The organism is Mesorhizobium sp. M0808 (genome assembly GCF_040320025.1).
GTDB lineage: Bacteria > Pseudomonadota > Alphaproteobacteria > Rhizobiales > Rhizobiaceae > Mesorhizobium.
In genome coordinates, this window is sequence record NZ_JAMYOX010000003.1 from 253,886 (window position 1) to 276,267 (window position 22,382).

Consider the following 22,382-nt stretch of genomic DNA (forward strand, 5'->3'; position numbering starts at 1 on the left):
CGAAAGCTTAATGGTGCAATGCAACAAACGCATTGCGGCCATGCAAAAGCGTCTGTTCAATTTTTCATCGCCGATGCCTATTTACGCGGCATCAAAACGATGGAGGACTATCATGAACCCGATCCGCGCTTTCCGTAACTGGCGCATGTACAACGAAACCGTGCGCGAACTGAACCGGCTGAATGCTCGTCAGCTCAACGACCTCGGCATCAACCGCGGCGACATCGAGAGAATCGCCCGCAAAGGGCTTTGATCTCGAGCACGATCCCGCTCGAAGACCGGGCGCTGCTTTTCGGCAACGCCGAGCCGCGGTTCGGGATCAAGCTTTAGAAGCCAGAGCCGCAGCAGACGGATTTCCGTCGCCGGTTCCGAGCCCGCCCGACCTTGGTCTGGCGGGCTTTGTCTTTTTGAAGCTTTCGACTGCATGGCGTCATCTGCCGACCTTCGCGGTCTGCTGGTCGCGCTGCCGTGCCGTCCTTGACGCGCGCCTGCCAAAAAGATTGCGAAACGGCGAGCGAGCGGTTATATAGACCGCGATTTTCCCATTTTGGTGGCTCTAAACCACCGCCCGCGCGGGAACGCGGGCGAACGAGAAGGATTTTTGTAATGGCCAATACGCTGCTGATGCCAAAGGCGACCGCCGTCTGGCTGGTTGACAACACAGCGCTTTCCTTCGAGCAGATCGCGCAGTTCTGCGGACTGCATCCGCTTGAGGTCAAGGCGATCGCCGACGGCGAGTCGGCGCAAGGCATCAAGGGCATGGACCCGATCATGACCGGCCAGCTCACTCGCGACGAGATCGCGCGCGCCGAGAAGGACGCCAACCACCGGCTGAAGCTCTCCGATCCCAAGGTGCGGGTGCCGGAATCCAAACGCAAGGGTCCGCGCTACACGCCGCTGTCGAAGCGCCAGGACCGGCCCAACGCCATCCTCTGGCTGGTGCGCAACCATCCCGAGCTCAAGGATGCGCAGATTGCCCGCCTTGTCGGCACAACGAAGTCGACGATCGACCAGATCCGCGACAGAAAGCACTGGAACTCCGCCAATCTCCAGCCGATGGATCCGGTGACGCTCGGCCTGACGTCGCAGATCGACCTCGATATGGAAATCAACCGCGCCTCGCGCGGCCGCGAGCAGGCGCAGCCGGTCGGCGATACGCTGCTGCCGGCCGCCTTGACCGAACGGCTGGTGCCGGCGCCCGAAAAGCCGAAGGACGAGGACCGCGAACTTGACGCCAACGCCGTCTTCGCCAAGCTTTCGGCGCTGAAGTCGAAGGACAAGGACGCCGACGAAGAGGAGTAGGTCTGGCATCCAAAACAAAAAGCCCGCTTTCAAGCGGGCTTTTTTGTGATCTTCCGTGTCAGCTTCGCGCCGCCCGGTCCGGCGCCATGCCGTAATCCTCGCTGCGCTCCACCGCGCGATAGAAATCGGCGAGCTGCTTGCCGCGCTCCGGCTTGAAGGTGCGGCCGGCGATGACCACCGAGGCGATGCGGTCGATGCGGAAGGCGCGGAAATCGCCGCGCATCTCACACCAGGCGACCAAGGTCCACACCTTGCCCCAGAACCACAGGCCGAGCGGGCGGATGTCGCGCGCGGTGCTGCGGCCGGCCTCATCCGAATAGTCGATGGTCAGCACCTGACGTTTCTCGATGGACCGCTCGATCAGGTCGATGGCTTCGCGGGCGGCATCGCTTACCACCCACATCGGCGTGTGGATCTCGGTACGGGCGATGCGGTCCTTTTCGGCGTCGGGCAACACGGCGCCTATCTTGACCAGCGCCTCGTCGGCGGCTCGCGCCATGGCCGCGCCACCAAAGGCGCGCACCATGCGGGCGCCGGCGACCAGCGCGACGATCTCGTCACGCGTGAACATCAGCGGCGGAAGGTCGAAACCCTCCCTCATCATGTACCCGACACCGGCCTCGCCGTCGATCGGCACGCCGGTCGACTGCAGGTCTGCGATGTCGCGATAGATCGTCCGCTCGGAAACCTCGAGCCACGTGCCCAGCTTCTGAGCGGTGACCAGACGACCACCACGCAGATGCTGCACGATCTGGAAGAGCCTGTCGGCGCGGCGCATCGTATGGTCCCTCGGCGTCTATCGTTCCAGCCCTTCGCGCTTGCGCTGCGCGGCGACGAAGGCCGCGCCGAAGGACAATTTCCTCGTTGTCGGCGTGTTTGCGTCGACCACCCGCCAGAACGGCGCAACGTCGCCCAGCGCCATACCACGCTCAAGATCCTCGTTGGCGGCCTCGGCGACGGTGCGCAGATGATAGCCGATGGTGACCGGACATGTCATCTCGGCATCGTGCTCGATGGCGAGAGCGGTGCGCAAAGCGCGGATATTCATGTCGATGCCTTCGGGGATGGAGCGGATGAATGCATGGACCTGGCGAGCTGTAGGAACCAGCATCGGCTGGCCTTCGACGACGTCGCCGATGGTGCGTGGCGACGGTCTTATGCCGTTGATGCCAGGCGTGTTCAGCCTGTCGTTCCAGCTTTTCATCGATCGTCCTCTCGGCCATCCGGCTCCGGCGGCCATCGCACTATGGCACGAGCCTCCTGACACCATACTGTCAGGAGGCTTCAGCATGCCCATTTCAGCTCGTCGCCAGGTCGCATCCAAACGCCACGCAGAAAGCTTGCCTCAATTGCCGCCATTGCGGCGGTCGCCATACATGTCCGGCCAACCAATATCCTTGCGGATGTCCGCCGGCAGGGTGTTCATGAATCGCTGGGTGCGGATCTCATTGCGGATCGTCCGGATCTTGCCGACATAGTGCTGCACGCTACGCAGAATGGTAATACCGTTCATGGCTGGTCTCCTCTCTTTCGATGCAGGCACTATCGCACACCCCTGCTGACAGCAGTCTGTCAGGAGGGTGCGGCTCTCATGACCGGCGTTCCGATTTATCCATCGAAGTGACAAGGCAGTGCTGAAAAGAGGCCTGCCGCAGTGGAAGCCGGCGATCCCGGAGCCGCTTTGACAGCCAGCCGCGATGCTGATCAAAGGCTGCATGTCGAAACTTCTCGCGCTCGTCATCATCCTCATGATGGTCATCCAGCTCATCAAGCCGCTCGGCTGGCCCGGGCTGAAGCGGCGCAGCGATTTCTGGAAGCTGGCGCTGCTGGCGATGGCGGCGATTTCGATTACGGCGGTGCTCGGGCACTGGACGTAGTGCGGGCGGCCCGCTACGCGACGCCCGGTTCGTTGGCGAGCACCAGGCTGACCAGATGTTCCGCCCAGGCTCGGTAGCCGGCTTCCGAAGCGTGAAATCCATCCGATGCGAAGCCGGCATCGGCATCCGTGATCGGCAGCCGGGGCGCCGGTATGGCGCCGCGTTCGAGGCAAAGGCGCTCGCCCATCCGGTTCATTTCGACGGCGCGGATTTCGAGGATCTTGCCGAGCAGCGGCGGCATTGCCGGAGCCCGGGTGAACTCCAGCACCGGCGACCACACGACGCGCGCTTCCGGCCATTTGGCGCGCAGCGCGTAGAGCAGGCCGCCAAACTCGCGCTTGAAGCGCGGTACCGAATGAAAATTCTTGGTGTCGTTGGTACCGATGGCCAGCACGATATGCGTCCACGGATCGGCCGATAGATTGGGCAGCACATGATCGCGGATCTGGCCAGAGGTTGCCGAGTTGAAGCCGGCCGCCCGCCAGCGCACGGTGCGGCCGGTGCGTTGCGCAATCAGAACTGCCAGTTGCGCGGCCAATCCGTTTTCGGAATTGCCGATGCCTACCGAGGCGGCGGAGGAATCGCCAAGCACCAGAACCGAGATTGCTGGCGCCAGGCCAGATATCTCGTGCATGACCGGACCTTGTGCCGGCAGCATGCGGGCGGTGCGGCGACGCACGCCAAGTCCTTGCCAGACATAGACCGGAAAGGCGAGCCAGGTGAGAAGGGTCGGAAAGCGCCGCATGGCAAGTCCCTTTTAGGGCATAGCGAACAGCACTTAGCGCATGTCGGGCCGAAGACGAAAGACCTTGGGTGACCGCCTGTCGTCAATGGCAGCAGCTGTCCTGCATTTCGGGCGTATCCGCATATTCGTCGTGCAGCCGCACCCAGTCCACCAGGCTATGGTGGGGACCGGTTTCGTTGCGACCCTTCGGCGTCAGGTCGAGATAGTGATAGGCGCCGATCAGCGGATCGCCGCCTCTGGAGCGCGAGATAAAAGTCAGGAAGATGTCGCCTTTCTCGTCGCGATAGAACACGCTGGTGCCGGGAAGATCCTTCGATTGCCGCGCGCGCCGCTCGAAATTGTAGGTCGTGTCGCCGGCCGCGATCTGCTTGTCGGTGAATGACACCTGCATGTCGAAGTTGAAGTCCGAAGCGTACGACGACACCCAGTCGAATTTCCAGCCCATGCGCTGCTTGTAGGGCAGAAGCTCGGCCAGCGGCGCCCGCGCCACCACCACGAGCGAGACGTCGTGGTGCCTGAGATGCTGGTTGGCACCGTCAATGTGGTCGGCAAGGAACGAGCAGCCCTCGCAACGATAATCGGCGCCCGGCCCGAACATGAAATGGTAGACGATCAGCTGGCTGTTGCCGCCGAACAGGTCGGGCAGTTTCTTTGGCCCTTGCTCGGTCTCGAAGACATAGTCCTTGCGGATCTTCAGCCACGGCAGTTCGCGGCGTTCGGCGGCGACGCGGTCGCGAAAGCGCGTCAATTCCTTTTCGCGCGCCAGATGCGCCTTGTGCGCCTGAAACCACTCTTCCTGCGAAACGGTCTTGTTGTTTGGCATCGGTCTGCTCCTCTTTTCACGGAGGACGTTCGGCAGCGAGGAATACCGACACCGAGCTGCATTTTCAGTAGCAGGAAATTGCAGACCTTGCTGCTTTCAAACGAACCCGGGCACATGGCCCGGGTCGGAGGGAACGCAACCTGAATTCCGTCAGGCGGCTTGCTCAAGCGTCGGCTGCCATTGTCCAAGCGCTGCCAGATGGTTCATGTGGGCGCGATGGGCGAAGGCGGCCTGCGCGGCGGCGACGTTCGCTGCCTTGCCGCCCCAGGCCTTCTGCGGAGCGGCCTGCAAGGCGCGGCCGTAGGAGAAGGTCAGCTTCCACGGATGCGGGCCGATGGCGTTGATGGCATTGAGGTTGGCGGTCGCCTGCTCGTCCGATTGTCCGCCCGAAAGGAAGGCGATGCCTCCAATCGCCGCCGGCACCGTCTCGCGGAACAGTTTTATGGTCTTTTCGGCGACTTCCTCGGGGCTGCTGACCTTGCCCGATTTCTTGCCGGCAAGGACCATGTTCGGTTTCAGGATGGTGCCTTCGAGCACGACGCGGGCCGCATAGAGCTCGGTGTACAACTTTGTCAGCGTCGCCTTGCTGATCTCGTAGCAGGTGTCGATGTCGTGGGCGCCGTCCATCAGCACCTCCGGCTCGACGATCGGCACGATGCCGGCCTCCTGGCAAAGCGCGGCGTAACGGGCGAGCGCATGGGCGTTCGAGCCGATCGAGGTGGCGGAAGGCACGCCCTTGGCAACATCGATGTCGATCACCGCGCGCCATTTGGCAAAGCGGGCGCCGAGCTTGTAATAGTCGGCAAGGCGTTCGCGCAGGCCGTCGAGGCCCTCGGTGATGGTGTCGCCGGGAAAGCCGGCCAGCGGCTTGGCGCCGGCGTCGACCTTGATGCCGGGGATAGCGCCTGATGCCTTGATGATGTCGACCAGCGGTGTGCCGTCGGCGGCCTTCTGGTGAATGGTCTCGTCGTAGAGGATGACGCCGGAAATGTACTTGGTCATTGCATCGCTGGCGCGGAACATCATCTCGCGATAGTCGCGGCGACTGTCGGCGGTCGACTCGACACCGATGACGTCGAAGCGCTTCTTGATGGTGCCGGAGCTCTCGTCGGCAGCCAGCAGGCCCTTGCCATTGGCCACCATCGCGGCGGCAATGTCCTCGAGACGTTCGCTCATCGTGCTTCTCCTGAAAGAATTGATCCGCGCCCAGCAGACCACCAGAGCAACGCAGGTTCAAGTCGAACCATTTCGTCAAACAAGCGCGAATCGATTGAAAGTCGCGGGCGCACTCCTTCGCGCTGCTCTTGCGGCCGCGCTCAGCGCTCCAATACGTCGACGCCGGGCAAGGGCTTGCCTTCCATCCATTCGAGGAAAGCGCCGCCGGCCGTCGAGACATAGGTGAAATCATCGCTGACGCCGGCATGGTTGAGCGCCGCCACCGTGTCGCCGCCGCCAGCGACCGAGATCAGTCTGCCGGCCCTGGTGCGCGCTGCCGCGTGCCTGGCCGTCGCCACCGTTGCGTGGTCGAATGGCTCGATCTCGAAGGCGCCGAGCGGCCCGTTCCAGACCAGCGTCGCGGCGCGGTCGATCCATTCGGCAATGGTTTTCACGGTCTTTGCGCCGACGTCGAGGATCATGCCGTCGGCCGGCACGTCTGCTATGGCGACGGTCTCGCTGACGGCGCCGGCCCTGAACTCCCTGGCGACAACGCCGTCGGCGGGCAGGATGATGGCGCAGCCGGCCTCGGCCGCCTCGATCATGATCTGCTTGGCGGTGGTCGCGAGATCATGCTCGCACAAGGATTTCCCGACGTCGGTGCCGCGTGCCGCGAGAAACGTGTTGGCCATGCCGCCGCCGATGACCAGCGCATCGACCTTCTTCACCAGGTTCATCAACAGGTCGATCTTGGTCGAGACCTTGGCCCCGCCGACGATGGCGACAACCGGACGGACAGGATTGCCGAGACCCTTTTCCAGCGCATCGAGCTCGGCCTGCATGGTGCGCCCGGCGAACGCCGGCAGCACATTCGCCAGGCCTTCCGTGGACGAATGGGCGCGGTGCGCAGCCGAGAAGGCGTCGTTGACGAAGATGTCGCCGTTGGCGGCGAGCTTTTCGGTGAAGGTCGGGTCGTTCTTCTCCTCAGCTTTGTAGAAGCGGGTGTTCTCGAGCAGCAGCACGTCGCCGTTATTCATGGCAGCAACGGCATTTGCCGCCTTGTCACCGATGCAATCGGAGGCAAAGCCAACCGGACGGCCGAGCACGTCCGCCGTCGCCTTGGCGATCGGCTCGAGCGAGAATTCCGCCGCCGGTCCATCCTTGGGCCGGCCGAAATGGGCAAGCAGGATGACCTTGGCGCCCTTGCCGGAGAGCTCGGCGATGGTCGGCGCAATGCGCTCGATGCGGGTGGCGTCGGTGACCTTGCCCTCGGTGACGGGAACGTTGAGGTCGACACGCACCAGCACACGCTTGCCGCTGATATTGCCGATGTCGTCCAGTGTCTTGAAGCCGGCCATGCTGATCCCTTTCGCGAAAAATCGCGGGGACCTTACCCCGCATCGACGACGATGCAAGACCTGGCTAACGGTTCGCCGAAAATATGATTCACGTGTCGAGGACGAAGTGCCCACGGGGAGCAAGATGGCAGCAATGGCGCGAAACGCACCGACATATGGCTTACCGATTGCGCACCACGATGCATGCGCCGCCCACGCTTTGCAGCTTGTCGCAGATCGTGTCGGCCTTGGCTCTGCTATCGGCGCCGATCCGCACGGCATAGATGCCGCGCCTACCGATCGGGGTACGTACCCGGCTGACCACCGGATCGTGGCCGGCAAGCAGTGCCGGGAACCGGCTTTTCACTCTCAGCCACTGGTTGAGCGCCGCGGCGCGGCGGAAATTGCCGGCCACCTGCACCCCCCACGGCTTGATGTTGATCGACGACATCGGCACGGTTCTGGACATGATCACCGGCAGCTCGCGGCAAGCGGCAGCGAAACTCGCCTTCTTGTCGAGCGGCCGGATGACGCCGGCGTAGGCGGTATTGGTGAAGTTGTCGGCCGGCTCGCCCATGACGTCCAGAACGTAGCTTTCGGTCTCCATCGGCAAGAAGCCGCCGGAATTCAGCCAGCGCGACACCCGGGTCTCGCCAGCGTTGTAGGCGGCTGCGGCGAGGCCCAGATTGCCGAAACCGGATTTCATTTCGGCGAGGTACTTTGCCGAGGCCGGGATCGCCTGTTCGATGTCGAAGGAATTGGCGAGCCCGCGCATCCTGGCGGTGCCCGGCATGAACTGGGCAATGCCTTCGGCGCCGACCGGGCTGACCGCATTGGGATCGAAACGGCTTTCCTTCCAGATCAGCCGGGCAAAGAAATCCCTGGGCAGCCCGTTCCGGTCGGCATGGGCCTCGATCAGGTTGCAAACCTGGTCGATCAGCTTCTTTTTGGCGGGCCGTGGTGGATCGGCCTGAACGGCTGTCGCCCAGATCAGCCCGCAAATGAGAACCAGCGCCGCGCCGAGCAAACGCCGCATTCAACTACTCCGCCGCGGCTTTGTCGTGCTGCCCGAACCGCCGTTCGATATAGTCGGCGACCATCTTCTCGAAATCCGCGGCAATCGATGGGCCGCGCAGCGTCGCCGCCTTCTTGCCGTCGACGAATACCGGGGCGGTCGGCATCTCGCCGGTGCCGGGCAGCGAAATGCCGATATCGGCATGTTTGGATTCGCCCGGACCGTTGACGATGCAACCCATCACCGCGACCTTGAGGTTCTCGACGCCGGGATATTGTTCACGCCACACCGGCATGTTCTTGCGCAGGTCGGCCTGGATGTTCTGGGCAAGCTCCTGGAACACGGTCGAGGTCGTGCGGCCGCAACCAGGGCAGGCGGCGACGATCGGCACGAACTGCCTGAAGCCCATGGTCTGCAACAGCTCCTGCGACACCTGCACCTCGCGCGTGCGGTCGCCGTTCGGCTCCGGCGTCAGCGAGATGCGGATGGTGTCGCCGATGCCTTGCTGGAGCAGGATGCCCATGGCAGCGGACGAGGCGACGATGCCTTTCGAGCCCATGCCGGCCTCCGTCAGGCCGAGGTGCAGCGCATGGTCGGATCGGGTGGCAAGCTCGGTGTAGACGGCGATCAGATCCTGCACGCCGCTGACCTTGGCCGACAGGATGATTTTCTCGCGCGCAAGGCCGATCTCTTCGGCCATTTCGGCCGACAGGATCGCCGATTGCACGATTGCCTCGCGCGTCACTTCCTGCGCGGTCAGCGGAAAGCCTTGGGCCTGGTTGTCATCCATCAGCCGGGTCAGCAGCTCCTGGTCGAGCGAACCCCAGTTGACGCCGATGCGCACCGGCTTGTCGTATCGGATCGCCATCTCGACGATTGCCGCGAACTGCCGGTCCTTCTTGTCCTTGAAACCGACATTGCCGGGGTTGATGCGGTACTTGGCCAAGGCCGCGGCGCAGGCCGGATGATCGGCCAGGAGCTTGTGGCCGATATAATGGAAATCGCCGACCAGCGGCACGTCGATGCCGAGCCGCTCCAGTCGCTCGCGGATGGCCGGTACGGCGGCAGCGCTTTCGTCGCGATCGACCGTTATGCGCACGATCTCGGAGCCGGCGCGATGCAGGGCCGCCACTTGCGCGACCGTCTGGTCGACATCGGCCGTGTCGGTGTTGGTCATCGACTGGACGACGACTGGGGCGCCGCCGCCGACCATCACGCCGCCGACGTCGACACCGACCGACCTGCGGCGCGGGAAGGGTGAGGAAAAATATCCGGTCATGCCGGCTGCCTTTAATCTTGAAGGTCCGGGCATGAGGTGGAGGAGCAAAGATGGCTTGTCAATGGCGACTGGCGCGCAGGCCCAGCAAATCGGAAACAACAAGACGGCAGCTTGCCGCAAATCCGCGAGCGTTTCCGGCAGCATAGCGATGCCACCGGAAAGATCGCGCGCCGGGCGGCGCTTCTAGTCCTGGAAGGGCTTCAGTGGGTCGTCGGTTTCGCCTTCAGTTTTTCAATCTCGTCCTTGAGCGCCAGCTTGCGCCGCTTGAGATTCACGATTTCGAGGTCGTCTACCGACGGATGGGTCATCGCATCGTCGATTTCCCGTTCGATGTCGCCGTGTTTCCGCTGCAGCTCATCAAGATGGGATGCAAGAGACATGATTGGTTCTCCCGTTCATGATTTCCTCGGATTGCAGCCGTCATGGCACGTCCACCGCAGGCTCGCTTCTGTGACGGCATAATGACAGTGTGCCACCATCGCGCACCGATGTCGAATGCTGCGTGGTAGCATTCCACGCCAATATGAAATGTGATATGGGCTGCGCGCCGGTGCAAGAAGACCCGGTCCCGCCCAATCAGGCCCATAGTTTGGGCGCCGCAGACGTGCAGACGGTAAAAATGTCCGATCAGGAACAGGCAGATATCCGCCTCGAATATTCCCGGCTGAAGCAGGAACACGCCGATTTCGACGCGGCAATCAATGCGATGATTGCCATGAATTGCGACCCGCTGCAGATCCAGCGCATGAAGAAAAAGAAGCTCTTCCTTAAGGACAGGCTGATGGCGCTGGAAGACAAGATCATTCCAGACATTATCGCTTGAACGGACGCCGGCGCTGGCCTGCTGGAAAGGCGGCCTATGCCGCGATCGAAAGCCGCGCGGCGCGCTCGAGCAACAGCTCTATCAGGTCATCGGTCTTTTCGGTCGAGGTATCGATGGGAACCACCAGGCACATCGTCGCCTCGACCCTGCCCGGCGCTGAAAAGACCGGCGCGGCCAGACATTTCGTGTAGGCATCGACAAGGCCGGAGGTGACGCAGTAGCCGGCCGACTTGGCGACGGCGATGTCGTCTATGAAATCGTCGAGCTGCAATCTGCGGCCGTCCGGCAGCACGAGATCGTCCTCGGAGACCATATCCTCAATCGCTGCCCTGTCGAAGCCGGCGAGGAGCAGTCGCCCGGAAGCTGTCCAGGGGAGCGGTATTTGCAGACCGGTCGCCGAGCTGATCCGGAATGGCCTCGTTCCCGGGCTTGAATGGACGATGGTGTAGCGGCCGCTTTGCAGCATGCACAACTCCGAGGTCTCGCCGGTCTCGCGTGACAGATGGTCGACTTCCTGGCGCCCTCGCCTGAGCAGGTCGTTGCCCCGCACATAGTCCATTCCGTAGAGGTAGAGCTTCTTTCCGAAATAGACCCGATTGCCGTCCCCGGCCATTTCCAGCAGGCCTGCGTCGACCAGCGAGCGCACCAGCGTATAGGTCGTCGACCGCGGTGCATTCACCCCTCTGGCAAGGTCGCCAATGCCGATCGCACGCTGGGTCGTGTGGAGAAACTCCAGAATCTGGAGGACCCGGTTGAGGCCCTTCTCCCGAGAACCCGAGTTCTTGTCTTCGTCCAGACCGGCGTCCGGTCGAGCGGCCAAGGCATTGCCATCTTGCATTATCGATTCCTGATGTTAATCTGTCTTGTACAGAGTACAGGCGTCTCTTGTAAGGGACAATGACGTCAGTTGCAACCGATGCCTGTACTGCTGATCCAAAGGGGAACACAACACGAAAGGAGGTCGCCGTGAACGACACATCCAAAAGGCGTGAATTTCTGAAACTGGGAATGGCCGGGCTTGCAACGGCCGGAGTGATGAGCGCCGCTACCGCGGTCGACGTTCAGAAAGCGGCGGCCCAGGCAGCGCCGGACAGCCTGCTGCGCACCGTCCTCGAGCGCGGCAAGGTAATCGTCGGCACCGGCAGTACCAATGCGCCCTGGCATTTCGAGAACGACGCCGGCGAACTGGTGGGCATGGACATCACCATGGGTCGCATTCTCGCCAAGGGGCTTTTCGACGATCCGACCAAAGTGGAATTCGTCATGCAGGATCCGGCTCAGCGCATTCCAAACGTGACCACCAACAAGGTCGACATCACCATCCAGTTCATGACCATGACCGCCCAGCGCTCGCAGCTGATCCACTTCTCCCGACCCTACTACGTCGAAGGCATCGCCTTGCTGACCCTTCCGAACGCCGAAAACAAGACCTTCGACAAGCTGCTTGCCGGCGGTTCGGCGACGCGGATTTCCATCCTGCAAAATGTCGATGCCGAGGCTAACGTGCATATCGTCCTGCCGGAGTCGCAGGTGATGCAGATAGACACGCAGGCCAACGTGCTGCAGGCCTTGGAATCGAAGCGCGTCGACGCCGCCGCGGTCGATCTGTCAACGGTGCGCTGGCTCGCCTCGCGCAATCCGGATAAGTACTTCGATGCCGGCAAGAGCTGGTTCTCGATGCTTTATGGTGCCGCGCTGCGGCAGGGCGACCTCGACTGGCTGACCTTCGTCAACCAGACCTTCACCATCGCCATGTTCGGCCATGAAACGGCACTCTACGACGCTGCGTTCAAGGATTATTTCGGACAGGAGCCGCCGGCGCGCCATCCCGGTTTCCCGGTCATTTGATGCAAGCAGGCGGAAGGACAACGTCCTTCCGCCTTCTCTCATCACAGCCCTCCATGACGAGGACGCATGGGTTATACTCTCAACTTCAACCTTATCTGGCGGCATTTCGACAAGCTCTGGGGCGGACTGCTGCTAAGCCTCGAACTTGCCGTCATCTCGATCGCGATCGGCATCGTCATCGGGCTCGTTCTGGCGGTCTGGTACGTGTCGGCCGGACGTGCGGTGCGGACCATCATCGCGGGGTATGTCGAGTTCATCCGCAACGTGCCGCTGATCCTGCTCGTCTATCTGGTCTTCTACGGCTTGCCGACGGTGGTCGACATTGCCTACAGCGCGCAAACCTCATTCATTGCCACGCTGTCGCTCTACAGCGGCGCCTACCTGGTCGAGGTGTTTCGCTCGGGGCTCGAGGCGGTGCCGCGCGGTCAGCTCGACGCCGGCAAGGCAATCGGCCTGACGCCATGGCAAAGGCTGCTCGATGTGCGCCTGCCGACGATGCTGCGCATAACCCTGCCGGCGCTTTCCAACACATTCATATCGCTCTTCAAGGATACGTCCGTGGCGTCGGTCATCTCGGTACCCGAACTCACCTATGGCGCCCAGTGGATCAACTTCAACACGTTCCGCATTGTCGAAGTCTATCTGGTGGTGACGGCAATGTACCTGTTGACCGGCTACACGCTGCTTTTCGCGCTGCGGCTCGTCGAGCGCCGGTTCAAGGCGGCGCGCTGACATGCTGAGCCAGATCATCTACGCCTTGCCGTTCCTCGCCGAAGGCTTTGCCGTAACCTTGTGGGTGTCGCTGCTGGTCGTGGTGTTATCGCTCATCGCCGGCGTGCTGATGGGCGTCGGCCTTGTCTATGGTCCTTTTCCGCTGCGCTGGGCAGTGCGCATCTTCAGCGACACCATACGCGGCATTCCGATCCTGGTGCTAATCTTCTTCGTCTATTACGGCCTGCCCGCGGTGGGGCTGCATCTGGAATCCTTTTGGGCGGCCGTGTTCGCCCTCACCCTCTTCAAGACCGCACAAGTCGTCGAGTATCTCAGGGGCGCCGTCGGCTCGATTCCCAAGGGTCAGTCCGAGGCGGCGATGGCGATCGGACTGACCTTTCGCCAGCGGCTGGTCTACGTCATTTTTCCGCAGGCGTTCAGGCGCTTCCTGCCACCCTGGATCAATGGCGTCACCGACGCGGTGAAGGGCAGCGCGCTGGTCTCGCTGCTCGGCATCACCGACCTCATGCAGGCAATCAACCAGGTCATCGGCCGCACCTATGAGGCGATGCCACTCTACATTCTCGGTGCGCTCGTCTACTTCGCCGTCAACTACGCCCTCTCCTTGGCCAGCCGGCGCCTGGAGCGGCGTTTCTCCTTCATCCGGGAATAGCACGATGTCCAACGCCTCGCACCAGAATCCGGCACTTCTCGATGTCACCGAGGTTTCCAAAGCCTTTGGATCCGTCGAGGTCCTGCGCTCCGTCAGCCTGCAAGTGACACGCGGCGAGGTCGTGACTATCATCGGCCCCTCCGGCAGCGGCAAGACCACGCTACTGCGCTGCGTCAATTTCCTGGAGAGCTACGACAGCGGCTCGATCCGTATCGACGGCAAAGAAGTCGGCTATCGCGAGACGGGAACACGCCAGCGACGCAGCGAGCGCGACCTGGCGGCGATGCGAGCCGAGACCGGAATGGTGTTCCAGAGCTTCAATCTGTTTCCGCATTTGACTGCGGCCGGCAACATCATGCTTGGCCTGCGCAAGGTGCGCGGCAAGAGCAATGCCGAGGCCCGCACCATTGCCGAGCACTGGCTCGGCCGCGTAGGCCTCGCCCACAAAGCCGACAGTCTGCCGGCCGAGCTTTCCGGCGGCCAGCAGCAGCGCGTCGGCATCGCCCGCGCCGTGGCGATGGAGCCGAAGATATTGCTTCTCGACGAGATAACCTCGGCGCTCGACCCCGAACTGGTTGGCGAGGTGCTCGAGGTCGTGCGCAGCCTCGCCGAAGACGGCATGACGATGCTGATGGTCACGCATGAAATGGCTTTTGCGCGCGACGCATCGAGCCGCATCGTTTTCATAGCGGATGGCGGCGTCAGTGCCGTCGGACCACCCGCCGAGATTCTGGCGGCGGGGTTCGACAATGAACGCCTTCGCAGTTTCCTGGCGCGGTTTCGCGCCTCGCATTTTTGACATCGGACGGCGAAAGCTGTCGCAAGGAGCTTTTATGACGCCTTACATCCGGCTCGCGGAATTGGGCCTGACACTGCCCGAGCCGCCGAAGCCCATCGCCAACTTCGTCACCTATGCCGAGAGCGGACGGCTGATCTTCCTCTCCGGCCAGGGGCCGTTGCGCGCCGATGGCGCGCTCTGCACCGGCAAGGTCGGAGAGGATGTCAGCGTTGAAGAGGCTTACGGGCATGCGCGTCTGACCGGCCTGAACCTGCTCGCCGTCATGCATGCGGCGGCCGGCGACCTCGGCCGCATCGTGCGCGTCGTCAAGCTGCTTGGCTTTGTCAATGCGACGCCGACATTCGGCGAGCACCCCAAGGTGGTGAACGGCTGTTCCGATCTTTTCGCGGCCGTCTTTGATACGCTTGGCGGACATGCCCGTTCCGCGATCGGTGTCGGCTCGCTGCCGGGCAACATCACAGTTGAAATCGAGGCGGTCGTCGAGATCGCCGCCTGAAATCTTAAACAGGATCTACAGAGATGACGACCTATGCCGCTGACCGTTCCAACACGACAATCCGCGAACGGCTTGGCCTTCGCCCAATCATCAATGTCTCCGGCACGATGACGGCACTCGGTGCTTCGATCATCGTGCCAGAAGCGATTGCCGCAATGTCGGAAATGGCCTCGCAATGGGTCGAGATGGACGATCTGCAGCGCGCCGCAAGTAGGGTGATTGCACGCCTCACCGGCGGCGAGGCCGGCTTCATCACTGCATGCTGCGCCAGCGGCATAACAATGGCGATTGCCGGCGCGATGACCGGGACCAGCCTTCTTGCGATCGAGCGGCTGCCGGACGACACCGAGGGCCTCAAATCGGAGGTCATCGTTCAGCTTGGTCACATCGTCAATTATGGCGCGCCGATCGACCAGTCGATCCGGCTTGCCGGAGCCAAGGCAGTGCCTGCCGGCACGGTCAGCGTCACCCAGGATTATCATGTTGCCGAGGCGATCCGGGACCGGACGGCGGCAGCCCTCTACGTCGTTGCGCACCACACCGTGCAATACGGCATGCTCTCGCTTGAGGAGTTCTGCGAGATTTGCCACGCCAAGGGCGTGCCGGTGATCGTCGACGCCGCCTCGGAATACGATTTGCGTGGCTTTCTGGCGCGCGGCGCCGACATTGTTGTCTACAGCGGGCACAAATTTCTCTCAGGGCCGACAAGCGGCATCGTTGCCGGCCGCAAGGATCTGGTACGGGCCGCCTATCTCCAGAACCGGGGCGTTGCGCGCGCCATGAAGGTCGGCAAGGAGAGCATTGCCGGCACTATGGCGGCCCTGGAAGCCTGGGAGCGGCGCGACCATGCCGGCATTCGCCAGCGGGAAGACGCCGCACTGCATCTGTGGCAAACCGCATTGCAGGGCCTGCCTGGCATCGAGGCACGTATCATTCCAGATCCGACCGGAAATCCTCTCGACCGCCTGCAGGTGTTTGTTGCGCCGGAAAGCCGCTTCACCGCCGCCGGCCTCGCCTCGGCGCTTGCGGCGGGTTCGCCGCCCGTGATCGTGCGCAACCACGAGGTCGAGCGCGGTCACTTCTTCCTTGATCCGTGCAATCTCCATCCCGGCGAGGCGGAGATCGTTGCCGAACGCCTGCGAGCGGTGTTGAGTGCTGCCGATCGGCCCGCGGATGCGATGAAACCGGCTCGCAAGCAGTCCGCCGGAGCGCTGCGCTGGCCGGACTAGACATCGCCAGAGCGTGGTCGAGCCAGTGCCTTCCAGCGCCGGCTTCGCATCGGGCCAGTGCGCCATCACGGCAGTGTGAATGAACTTTTAGTCTTCGGGCGGAATAAACCACCCCGCCCATTGGTCTCCCAAACAGACGCCATTTCCGGCGTGCAGGAGACCGGTATGACCCACCACCACGACAATGAAGCTGACGGCATCAGCCGCCGTCATGCACTGGAATGCATGATCTGGGCCGGCACGGGAGTGCTGTGGACAATTTCGGCCGGCGTGCCGGTTTCGCTCAGCCTGCTCGGTGCGTCGCAAGCCGCCGAGGCCTTGGCCACCGGCTTCACTTTCCTCCAGATCTCCGACAGCCACATCGGCTTCGACAAGGCTGCCAACCCGCACGCCATCGACACGCTGAAGGAGGCCATCGGCAAGATCCAGGCGTTGCCGCAAAAGCCCGCTTTCATGATCCACACCGGCGACATCACCCATTTGTCGAAAGCCGCGCAGTTCGACAACGCTGCCCAGATCATCGGCGGCGCAGGCTTCGACGTGCATTATGTGCCCGGTGAGCACGACCTGATCGATGACGGCAATGGCCAGGCCTATCTCGACCGCTACGGCAAGGGCACCAAGGGCGCTGGCTGGTATTCGTTCGACCAGAACGGCGTCCATTTCATCGGCCTGGTCAACGTCGTCAACCTGAAGGCTGGCGGGCTGGGCAATCTCGGCGCCGACCAGTTGGCATGGTTGGCCGATGATCTGAAGGCGGTCACCGCCTCGACGCCAATCGTCGTCTTTGCCCACATCCCGCTATGGGCTGTTTATCCCGAATGGGGCTGGGGCACCGACGACGCGGCGCAGGCCTTGGCCCTGCTCAAGCGGTTCGGCTCTGTCACCGTACTCAACGGCCATATCCACCAGATCATGCAGAAGGTCGAAGGCAACGTTACCTTTCATACCGCGCGCTCGACCGCTTTCCCGCAACCGGCGCCGGGCACCGCAGCCTCACCCGGGCCGATGACGGTACCTGCCGGCCAGTTGCGCAGCCTGCTCGGCACAAGCAGCGTGACAGTCAAGCAAGGCGGGCAGGACCTCGCCATCATCGACAGCACGCTGGCCTGAGGGGAAATGCGATGATCCGCTTCCCATCCCGCGTCTTGGTCGTATCCCCTGTCACGTTCGGTTTGGCGGCGATCCTGATAATGGTTGCCATGCCACTGAACGCAGCAGACCAGCCAATGGTCAAGATCGAGAACTTTGCCTTCACACCGGCGGTGCTGACGGTAAAGCAGGGCACTACCGTGACCTTCGAGAATGACGACGACATCCCGCATCTGGTGGTCGCCAACGATGCCTCGTTTCGCTCCAAGGCGCTTGACACCGGTGACACATATGCCTTCACCTTCACCAAAGTGGGCGACTATGCCTATTTCTGCGGGCTTCACCCGCACATGCAGGGCAGGATCACCGTCGCTCCGTGAGGATTTTCGGAAGGTCTGTCCGGGATGCCGGGCGATGCGACGGTGTTGAACCAAGAGGCCGCGACCGAGCGCTTTCGCGAGGTGGTTCTGCCCCATCTCGCGGATGCGCTTGCGCTTGCCCGCTGGCTGACCGGCAACGCCGCCGACGCGGAGGATGTGGTGCAGGAGGCCTGTTTGAAGGCGCATGCGGGCATCGCCGGCTATGCCGGCGGCAATGCGCGCGCCTGGCTGCTGGCGATCGTGCGCAACGCCTCTTACTCCTGGCTGGCGCGCAACCGGCCGCGCAGTATCGTCGCCGTCGGCGACCTGAGCGACCTCGATGACATGACGGCTGCATATGGCGCCGGCCTGCCGGATACGGATAGTCCTGAGGCAAGCCTGATCGCCAAGGCCGACGCGGCCGCACTCGAGGCGGCGATCGCCGCGCTGCCGCACCAATTTCGCGAGACTGTGGTGCTGCGCGACATCAACGGCCTCAGCTATCGCGAGATCGCGACGCTGCTTGGCGTGCCGCTAGGCACGGTGATGTCGCGGCTGGCGAGGGCGCGCGGTCTGCTGATATCCCAACTTGGGAGGGCGCCATGAGCGCGCACAACGATGGACTGCCCGATGACCCGGCGGGCGTGGAGCTGATGATCCATGCCTTGGTCGATGGCGAGCTCGACGCAGCAGCAGCATTGGCTGTCGAGCGACGCATCGCGGCCGATCCGGCGCTCGCCGCCGAGCATGCCCGCATCGCTGCGCTGCAGACGGTCGTCAGCGGGCTGCCGAGGCTCGATGTCCGTGAGGATTTCAAGGCTCGCATCGCTGCAATCGGGACAGCCGGTACGGAGAAAGTGCTGCCGGCGCCGGCGCCCGCCGCTCGAGTGCCGCCGGCACACAGAGCGGTGCACCAATTTGGCGCGTTCGACTGGCGCGCGCTGGCGGCGTCGATCATCGTTACCGCCGTGCTGGCCAGCGGCGCGACGCAATGGATGATGCTGAGCAGGGCGCCCGACAGCTTTGCCGCCGCGGTCGCCAGCGGCCATCGCCGCAGCCTGCTGGCAGCCAGCCCCGTGGACGTCGTCTCGTCGGACCGGCACACGGTCAAACCCTGGCTGGATGGCAGGGTCGGCCTGTCGCCGCCGGCACCTGACCTTGCCAGTGACGGCTTCGCGTTGCTCGGCGGCCGGGTCGAGGTGATCGCCGACCAGCCAGTGCCGGCACTGGTCTACAGGCACCGCGAGCACCTGATCACTCTGGTCGCCGCGCCCGAGGAAACCGGCTCGACAGCCGGACCGGTCGATCTTTCTGCTGGTGGCTTCTCGCTGGTCCACTGGAGCGACAGCACCTTTTCCTACTGGGCGATTTCCGATACCGAACGGCCTGAACTTGACGACTTCGTCAACCGCTTCCGAGCAGCGGCCGCCCGATGACAGACCGCCCCTGTCCATGTGCGTAGCCACGGAGACGGCACAAGCGGCTTTGCCGTTTCCGGCCATCCTTGCGGCTCCCCTCGATTTCAGCTAATGCGCGCTTTTGCCGCCGGAGAGCAGAAGCTTGGACGATCACCGCGCCGACGTCGCCATCATCATGGGCAGCCAGTCCGATTGGGCGACGATGCGCCACGCCGCCGAAACGCTTGAGGCGCTTGGAATTCCGCACAAGCGCCTGATCGTCTCGGCCCACCGCACGCCCGACCGGCTCTATGACTTCGCCAAGGGCGCCAAGGCGGCCGGCTACAAGGTGATCATCGCCGGTGCCGGCGGTGCGGCGCATCTGCCCGGCATGACGGCGGCGATGACGCCGCTGCCGGTGTTCGGCGTGCCGGTGGAATCAAAGACGCTGTCGGGCCAGGACTCGCTGCTATCAATCGTGCAGATGCCGGCCGGCATTCCGGTCGGCACTTTGGCCATCGGCAAGGCCGGCGCTGCCAACGCTGCACTTCTGGCCGCCGCGGTGCTGGCGCTGAGCGACGAAAAGCTCGCCGCCCGGCTGGATAGCTGGCGCGCCGCGCAGACCGCCAAGGTGGCCGCCGAGCCCACGGACGCGCCGTGAGCCTGCCGGCGGGATCGAGCATCGGCATCATCGGCGGCGGCCAGCTTGGCCGCATGCTGGCGATGGCCGCGGCCCGCCTCGGCTACCGCATCGTCGTGCTGGAGCCGCAGCCGGATTGCCCGGCGGCACAGGTCGCCAACCGGCAGATCGTCGCCGCCTATGACGACGCGGCCGCGCTTAGCGAGCTGGCTGCGGCCAGTGCCGTCGTTACTTATGAATTCGAGAACGTACCGGTCGCGGCCGCCGCGGCACTTGCCTCTACGGTGCCGGTCTATCCGCCGGCACGCGCACTGGAAGTGGCGCAGGACCGGCTGGCGGAAAAGAAATTCCTCAACGGCATCGGCATACCGACCGCGGATTTCAGCCCCGTCGACAATGACCAGGAACTGACGGCTGCGCTGAAACAGTTCAACGGCAGCGGCATATTGAAGACGCGCCGCATGGGCTATGACGGCAAGGGCCAGCGTGTCTTCCGCAACATGGAAACAGGCGGCTTTGCCGGCACTTGCGAGGCGATGGGCAACGTGCCGTTGATCCTGGAATCCTTCGTCACCTTCGAGCGCGAGATTTCGGTGATCGCCGCGCGCGGCAGCGACGGCTCGCTCGCCGCCTACGATCCAGCGTGGAATGTCCATCGCAACGGTATTCTTCACAGCTCGACGCTGCCGGCCGGAGTAAAATCCGAGACGGCGGCTGCGGCTCAAACGGCGGCGGCAGAGATCCTTGCAGCGCTCGACTATGTCGGCGTCATCGGCGTCGAATTCTTTGTCCTTGCCGACGGTTCGCTGTTGGCCAACGAGATAGCGCCGCGCGTCCACAATTCCGGCCACTGGACGGAGGCCGCCTGCACCATCTCGCAATTCGAGCAGCACATCCGCGCCGTCGCCGGCCTGCCGCTGGGAAATCCCGCCCGGCAGTTCGACTGCGTCATGGAAAACCTGATCGGCGACGATGTCAGGCGCGTTCCTGAGCTGCTCGCCGAGCCCGATCTGATGCTGCACCTCTATGGCAAGGCCGAGGCGCGGCCCGGCCGCAAGATGGGCCATTTTACGCGCGTGAGCCGCCGCAGCTAGAGCATGATCCCGAACCGAAGGTCCGCGCTAGCGAAAAGTGGAATCCGGATTTCGGAAAAGATCATGCTCAAACACAAAGTTAGAACCTACGCTTACTGGATTTCGCCGCTCTCGTCCTCGTCGGGGCTGGCGCAGCTCACATCGCCTTCCGCGCAGGTCGAATCGGCGGTGAGCTGCTTGGTGCGATCGTCGGTCAGCCGCGTCAGGCATTCCGATATCAGCATCGGATAGATCGAGCCGCCTTCGCTGTCCGCGGCGGAATAGCTGCATTCCGCGTCGCGAAAAGCGATCCAGGCGCGCTGCGCCGTCTGCAACAGCTTCCTGGCTTTTGCGTCACTTCCGCCGATGAGATCCTGGTAGGCCTTGTTGAGCTTGGCGTCGGCGGATTTGTAGTCCGCGTCGGCGCAGATGTTCATCATCTGCTGGCTGTCGTCGTTGCGGTCGCATTCCTGCGCATAGGCAACAGAACCTGCCGCGAGGACGACAAGACAGGCGGACACAAGAATTCGGCGCATGACGATCTCCAATTCGCAACCGCATCATTCCAGCCGTCTCAACCCTGCGCAACGCCGCAAGACGCCAGTGGCGGATATTTGATGATACGAAACGGTCCGTATCGTTTAGGCAACGCGCTTGCGGTTGACACGGGCAACGCTCCTCGTCTATGAGCCACGCACAGTTCAAAGGCGCGTCTGTGGGCGCGCCTTAATAATTCGGCCCGTGACCGGGCCCAGACCGACGGGCAAGACCATGAAAATCAAGAATTCGCTCAAGGCGTTGAAGGCGCGTCACCGCGACAACCAGCTGGTTCGTCGCAAGGGCCGCATCTACATCATCAACAAGACCGCGCCGCGCTACAAGGCGCGCCAGGGTTGAGTTTTCGACGGAGGCTGCGCGCCTCCGTTCGCATGATACGACTCTCACGCTAAATTCAGTTTGACGATCCGGCGTCGGGGGCTAGATTCCCGCGATGCGGATTCTTTTTGCATTTTTCACGGCTTTCCTCGTTTCCGGCGCTGTCTCGCTGCCGGCGTGGGCTGAAGATCCGACCACAACTCCGCCGACAGCACCTCCGGTCGTCAAGACGAAACAGGCGCGGCTCGATCAGCTGTTTGCCGATCTCAAACGCGAACGCAATGAAAAGGCGGCCGAGCGCATCGCCGGACGGATCGGCAGCGAGTGGTCCCAGTCGGGCAGCGCCTCTATCGACCTGATGATGCAATGGTCGCAGAAGGCGATCGAAAACCAGAAATTCGATGTTGCACTCGATTTCCTCGATCAGGTGGTGACTTTGCAGCCGACCTATGCGGAAGGCTGGAACCGGCGCGCCACTGTTCATTTCATAATGAAGAACTACGGGAAGTCGATGGCGGACATCGACCGCACCCTGCAGCTCGAACCACGCCATTTCGGCGCGCTTTCGGGCCTGGCTCAGATCATGGCCGAAACCGGCCACAAGCAGTCGGCACTTGAGGCCTGGCAGCGCGTGCTCGGCATCTACCCAATGATGCGCAGCGCCCAGGACCAGGTCGCCGCACTTTCCGAGGAGCTTGCCGGCGAAGGCATTTGAGACCAGTAAGGGAGTAGGGGAATAGGGGAGTAAGGTAGTAAGGTAGTATGTGAGAGGTGCAGATTGCACTGTGGCACACATGCGCCCTACTCCCCTACTCCTGAACCGGTCACAGGCT

Annotated in this window: 30 protein-coding genes; 18 read left to right on the forward strand and 12 right to left on the reverse strand. The window is 63.0% G+C overall.

The features are described 5' to 3' along the window. The first annotated feature begins 112 nt into the window (after window positions 1–112). Entirely contained in the window at window positions 113–253 is a 141-nt protein-coding gene (locus NKI25_RS06985) for a DUF1127 domain-containing protein (RefSeq protein ID WP_023678493.1), read from the forward strand. A gap of 353 nt (window positions 254–606) precedes the next feature. Beyond that, the gene (locus tag NKI25_RS06990) at window positions 607–1,302 is read left to right on the forward strand and encodes a DUF1013 domain-containing protein (protein ID WP_023678492.1); all 696 of its coding nucleotides are present in this window, start codon (window positions 607–609) and stop codon (window positions 1,300–1,302) included. Window positions 1,303–1,360: 58 nt separating this feature from the next. Here NKI25_RS06990 and NKI25_RS06995 read toward each other — a convergent pair whose 3' ends face one another. From NKI25_RS06995 to NKI25_RS07005, 3 genes are all read right to left on the reverse strand, one after another. Beyond that, on the reverse strand, window positions 1,361–2,080 hold the full coding sequence (locus tag NKI25_RS06995; protein ID WP_023678491.1) for a helix-turn-helix transcriptional regulator: 720 nt from the start codon (window positions 2,078–2,080) through the stop codon (window positions 1,361–1,363). A gap of 18 nt (window positions 2,081–2,098) precedes the next feature. Further along, window positions 2,099–2,506 carry a hypothetical protein gene (locus tag NKI25_RS07000; RefSeq protein ID WP_352998287.1) on the reverse strand — a complete coding sequence of 136 codons (408 nt, stop codon included), beginning with the start codon at window positions 2,504–2,506 and terminating at the stop codon, window positions 2,099–2,101. A 141-nt stretch (window positions 2,507–2,647) separates the two neighbouring features. After that, window positions 2,648–2,815 carry a hypothetical protein gene (locus NKI25_RS07005; RefSeq protein WP_023678489.1) on the reverse strand — a complete coding sequence of 56 codons (168 nt, stop codon included), beginning with the start codon at window positions 2,813–2,815 and terminating at the stop codon, window positions 2,648–2,650. A 202-nt stretch (window positions 2,816–3,017) separates the two neighbouring features. Here NKI25_RS07005 and NKI25_RS07010 point away from each other — a divergent pair, with 202 nt between their 5' ends. Further along, window positions 3,018–3,179, forward strand: a complete 162-nt coding sequence (locus NKI25_RS07010) for a hypothetical protein (protein ID WP_352454847.1) — start codon at window positions 3,018–3,020, stop codon at window positions 3,177–3,179. Window positions 3,180–3,192: 13 nt separating this feature from the next. Here NKI25_RS07010 and NKI25_RS07015 read toward each other — a convergent pair whose 3' ends face one another. The 7 genes from NKI25_RS07015 to NKI25_RS07045 all read right to left on the reverse strand — a co-directional run bounded on the left by NKI25_RS07015 (window position 3,193) and on the right by NKI25_RS07045 (window position 9,913). Next, complete coding sequence (locus tag NKI25_RS07015; protein ID WP_023678487.1) at window positions 3,193–3,924, reverse strand: SGNH/GDSL hydrolase family protein; 732 nt, start codon at window positions 3,922–3,924, stop codon at window positions 3,193–3,195. 82 nt (window positions 3,925–4,006) lie between these two features. Then, window positions 4,007–4,747: a DUF899 domain-containing protein gene (locus NKI25_RS07020; protein WP_023678486.1), complete on the reverse strand. Its 741-nt coding sequence runs from the start codon at window positions 4,745–4,747 to the stop codon at window positions 4,007–4,009. Between the two features lie 150 nt (window positions 4,748–4,897). Continuing rightward, entirely contained in the window at window positions 4,898–5,923 is a 1,026-nt protein-coding gene (locus NKI25_RS07025; RefSeq protein WP_352644525.1) for a class I fructose-bisphosphate aldolase, read from the reverse strand. Window positions 5,924–6,063: 140 nt separating this feature from the next. Next, window positions 6,064–7,260 (reverse strand): phosphoglycerate kinase, encoded by a 1,197-nt coding sequence (locus tag NKI25_RS07030; RefSeq protein ID WP_352998288.1) that lies wholly within the window; start codon window positions 7,258–7,260, stop codon window positions 6,064–6,066. Between the two features lie 160 nt (window positions 7,261–7,420). Then, complete coding sequence (locus tag NKI25_RS07035) at window positions 7,421–8,275, reverse strand: lytic transglycosylase domain-containing protein (RefSeq protein ID WP_023678483.1); 855 nt, start codon at window positions 8,273–8,275, stop codon at window positions 7,421–7,423. A gap of 4 nt (window positions 8,276–8,279) precedes the next feature. Continuing rightward, entirely contained in the window at window positions 8,280–9,533 is a 1,254-nt protein-coding gene (ispG, locus tag NKI25_RS07040) for a flavodoxin-dependent (E)-4-hydroxy-3-methylbut-2-enyl-diphosphate synthase (protein WP_352589860.1), read from the reverse strand. A gap of 200 nt (window positions 9,534–9,733) precedes the next feature. Next, a complete protein-coding gene (locus NKI25_RS07045) occupies window positions 9,734–9,913 on the reverse strand; it encodes a YdcH family protein (RefSeq protein ID WP_023678481.1) in 180 nt (59 codons plus the stop codon). 239 nt (window positions 9,914–10,152) lie between these two features. Here NKI25_RS07045 and NKI25_RS07050 point away from each other — a divergent pair, with 239 nt between their 5' ends. Then, complete coding sequence (locus NKI25_RS07050; protein ID WP_023678480.1) at window positions 10,153–10,356, forward strand: YdcH family protein; 204 nt, start codon at window positions 10,153–10,155, stop codon at window positions 10,354–10,356. A 34-nt stretch (window positions 10,357–10,390) separates the two neighbouring features. On the opposite strand, the gene NKI25_RS07055 is transcribed toward NKI25_RS07050, so the two are convergent. Next, entirely contained in the window at window positions 10,391–11,194 is an 804-nt protein-coding gene (locus tag NKI25_RS07055) for an IclR family transcriptional regulator (protein WP_352589863.1), read from the reverse strand. Between the two features lie 128 nt (window positions 11,195–11,322). Between NKI25_RS07055 and NKI25_RS07060 the strand changes: the two genes are divergently transcribed. From NKI25_RS07060 to NKI25_RS07115, 12 genes are all read left to right on the forward strand, one after another. Then, window positions 11,323–12,204, forward strand: a complete 882-nt coding sequence (locus NKI25_RS07060) for a transporter substrate-binding protein (RefSeq protein ID WP_031212143.1) — start codon at window positions 11,323–11,325, stop codon at window positions 12,202–12,204. A 66-nt stretch (window positions 12,205–12,270) separates the two neighbouring features. Beyond that, on the forward strand, window positions 12,271–12,936 hold the full coding sequence (locus NKI25_RS07065) for an amino acid ABC transporter permease (protein ID WP_023678477.1): 666 nt from the start codon (window positions 12,271–12,273) through the stop codon (window positions 12,934–12,936). Window position 12,937: 1 nt separating this feature from the next. Beyond that, window positions 12,938–13,588: an amino acid ABC transporter permease gene (locus NKI25_RS07070; RefSeq protein ID WP_023678476.1), complete on the forward strand. Its 651-nt coding sequence runs from the start codon at window positions 12,938–12,940 to the stop codon at window positions 13,586–13,588. 4 nt (window positions 13,589–13,592) lie between these two features. Next, window positions 13,593–14,387 carry an amino acid ABC transporter ATP-binding protein gene (locus NKI25_RS07075; protein ID WP_352998289.1) on the forward strand — a complete coding sequence of 265 codons (795 nt, stop codon included), beginning with the start codon at window positions 13,593–13,595 and terminating at the stop codon, window positions 14,385–14,387. A 34-nt stretch (window positions 14,388–14,421) separates the two neighbouring features. Beyond that, entirely contained in the window at window positions 14,422–14,883 is a 462-nt protein-coding gene (locus NKI25_RS07080) for a RidA family protein (protein ID WP_352574784.1), read from the forward strand. Window positions 14,884–14,906: 23 nt separating this feature from the next. After that, window positions 14,907–16,112, forward strand: coding sequence for an aminotransferase class V-fold PLP-dependent enzyme (locus NKI25_RS07085; protein ID WP_031212142.1), 1,206 nt, complete (start codon window positions 14,907–14,909; stop codon window positions 16,110–16,112). Window positions 16,113–16,277: 165 nt separating this feature from the next. Continuing rightward, complete coding sequence (locus NKI25_RS07090) at window positions 16,278–17,225, forward strand: metallophosphoesterase family protein (RefSeq protein ID WP_023678472.1); 948 nt, start codon at window positions 16,278–16,280, stop codon at window positions 17,223–17,225. A gap of 11 nt (window positions 17,226–17,236) precedes the next feature. Beyond that, window positions 17,237–17,584 carry a cupredoxin domain-containing protein gene (locus tag NKI25_RS07095; protein WP_023678471.1) on the forward strand — a complete coding sequence of 116 codons (348 nt, stop codon included), beginning with the start codon at window positions 17,237–17,239 and terminating at the stop codon, window positions 17,582–17,584. Between the two features lie 45 nt (window positions 17,585–17,629). Next, window positions 17,630–18,169, forward strand: coding sequence for a sigma-70 family RNA polymerase sigma factor (locus NKI25_RS07100; protein ID WP_023678470.1), 540 nt, complete (start codon window positions 17,630–17,632; stop codon window positions 18,167–18,169). Beyond that, window positions 18,166–18,999, forward strand: a complete 834-nt coding sequence (locus NKI25_RS07105) for an anti-sigma factor family protein (RefSeq protein ID WP_023678469.1) — start codon at window positions 18,166–18,168, stop codon at window positions 18,997–18,999. Before NKI25_RS07100 ends, NKI25_RS07105 begins: the two co-directional genes overlap by 4 nt. Window positions 19,000–19,123: 124 nt before the next feature. Beyond that, window positions 19,124–19,621, forward strand: a complete 498-nt coding sequence (gene purE / locus NKI25_RS07110; protein WP_023678468.1) for a 5-(carboxyamino)imidazole ribonucleotide mutase — start codon at window positions 19,124–19,126, stop codon at window positions 19,619–19,621. Continuing rightward, a complete protein-coding gene (locus NKI25_RS07115) occupies window positions 19,618–20,694 on the forward strand; it encodes a 5-(carboxyamino)imidazole ribonucleotide synthase (RefSeq protein ID WP_023678467.1) in 1,077 nt (358 codons plus the stop codon). Before purE ends, NKI25_RS07115 begins: the two co-directional genes overlap by 4 nt. A 92-nt stretch (window positions 20,695–20,786) precedes the next feature. On the opposite strand, the gene NKI25_RS07120 is transcribed toward NKI25_RS07115, so the two are convergent. Beyond that, a complete protein-coding gene (locus NKI25_RS07120; protein WP_352454859.1) occupies window positions 20,787–21,209 on the reverse strand; it encodes a lysozyme inhibitor LprI family protein in 423 nt (140 codons plus the stop codon). 235 nt (window positions 21,210–21,444) lie between these two features. On the opposite strand from NKI25_RS07120, the gene ykgO reads away from it, so the two are divergent. After that, window positions 21,445–21,570, forward strand: a complete 126-nt coding sequence (ykgO, locus tag NKI25_RS07125; RefSeq protein ID WP_006203764.1) for a type B 50S ribosomal protein L36 — start codon at window positions 21,445–21,447, stop codon at window positions 21,568–21,570. Between the two features lie 94 nt (window positions 21,571–21,664). After that, complete coding sequence (locus NKI25_RS07130) at window positions 21,665–22,264, forward strand: tetratricopeptide repeat protein (RefSeq protein WP_023678465.1); 600 nt, start codon at window positions 21,665–21,667, stop codon at window positions 22,262–22,264. Window positions 22,265–22,382 lie beyond the last annotated feature (118 nt).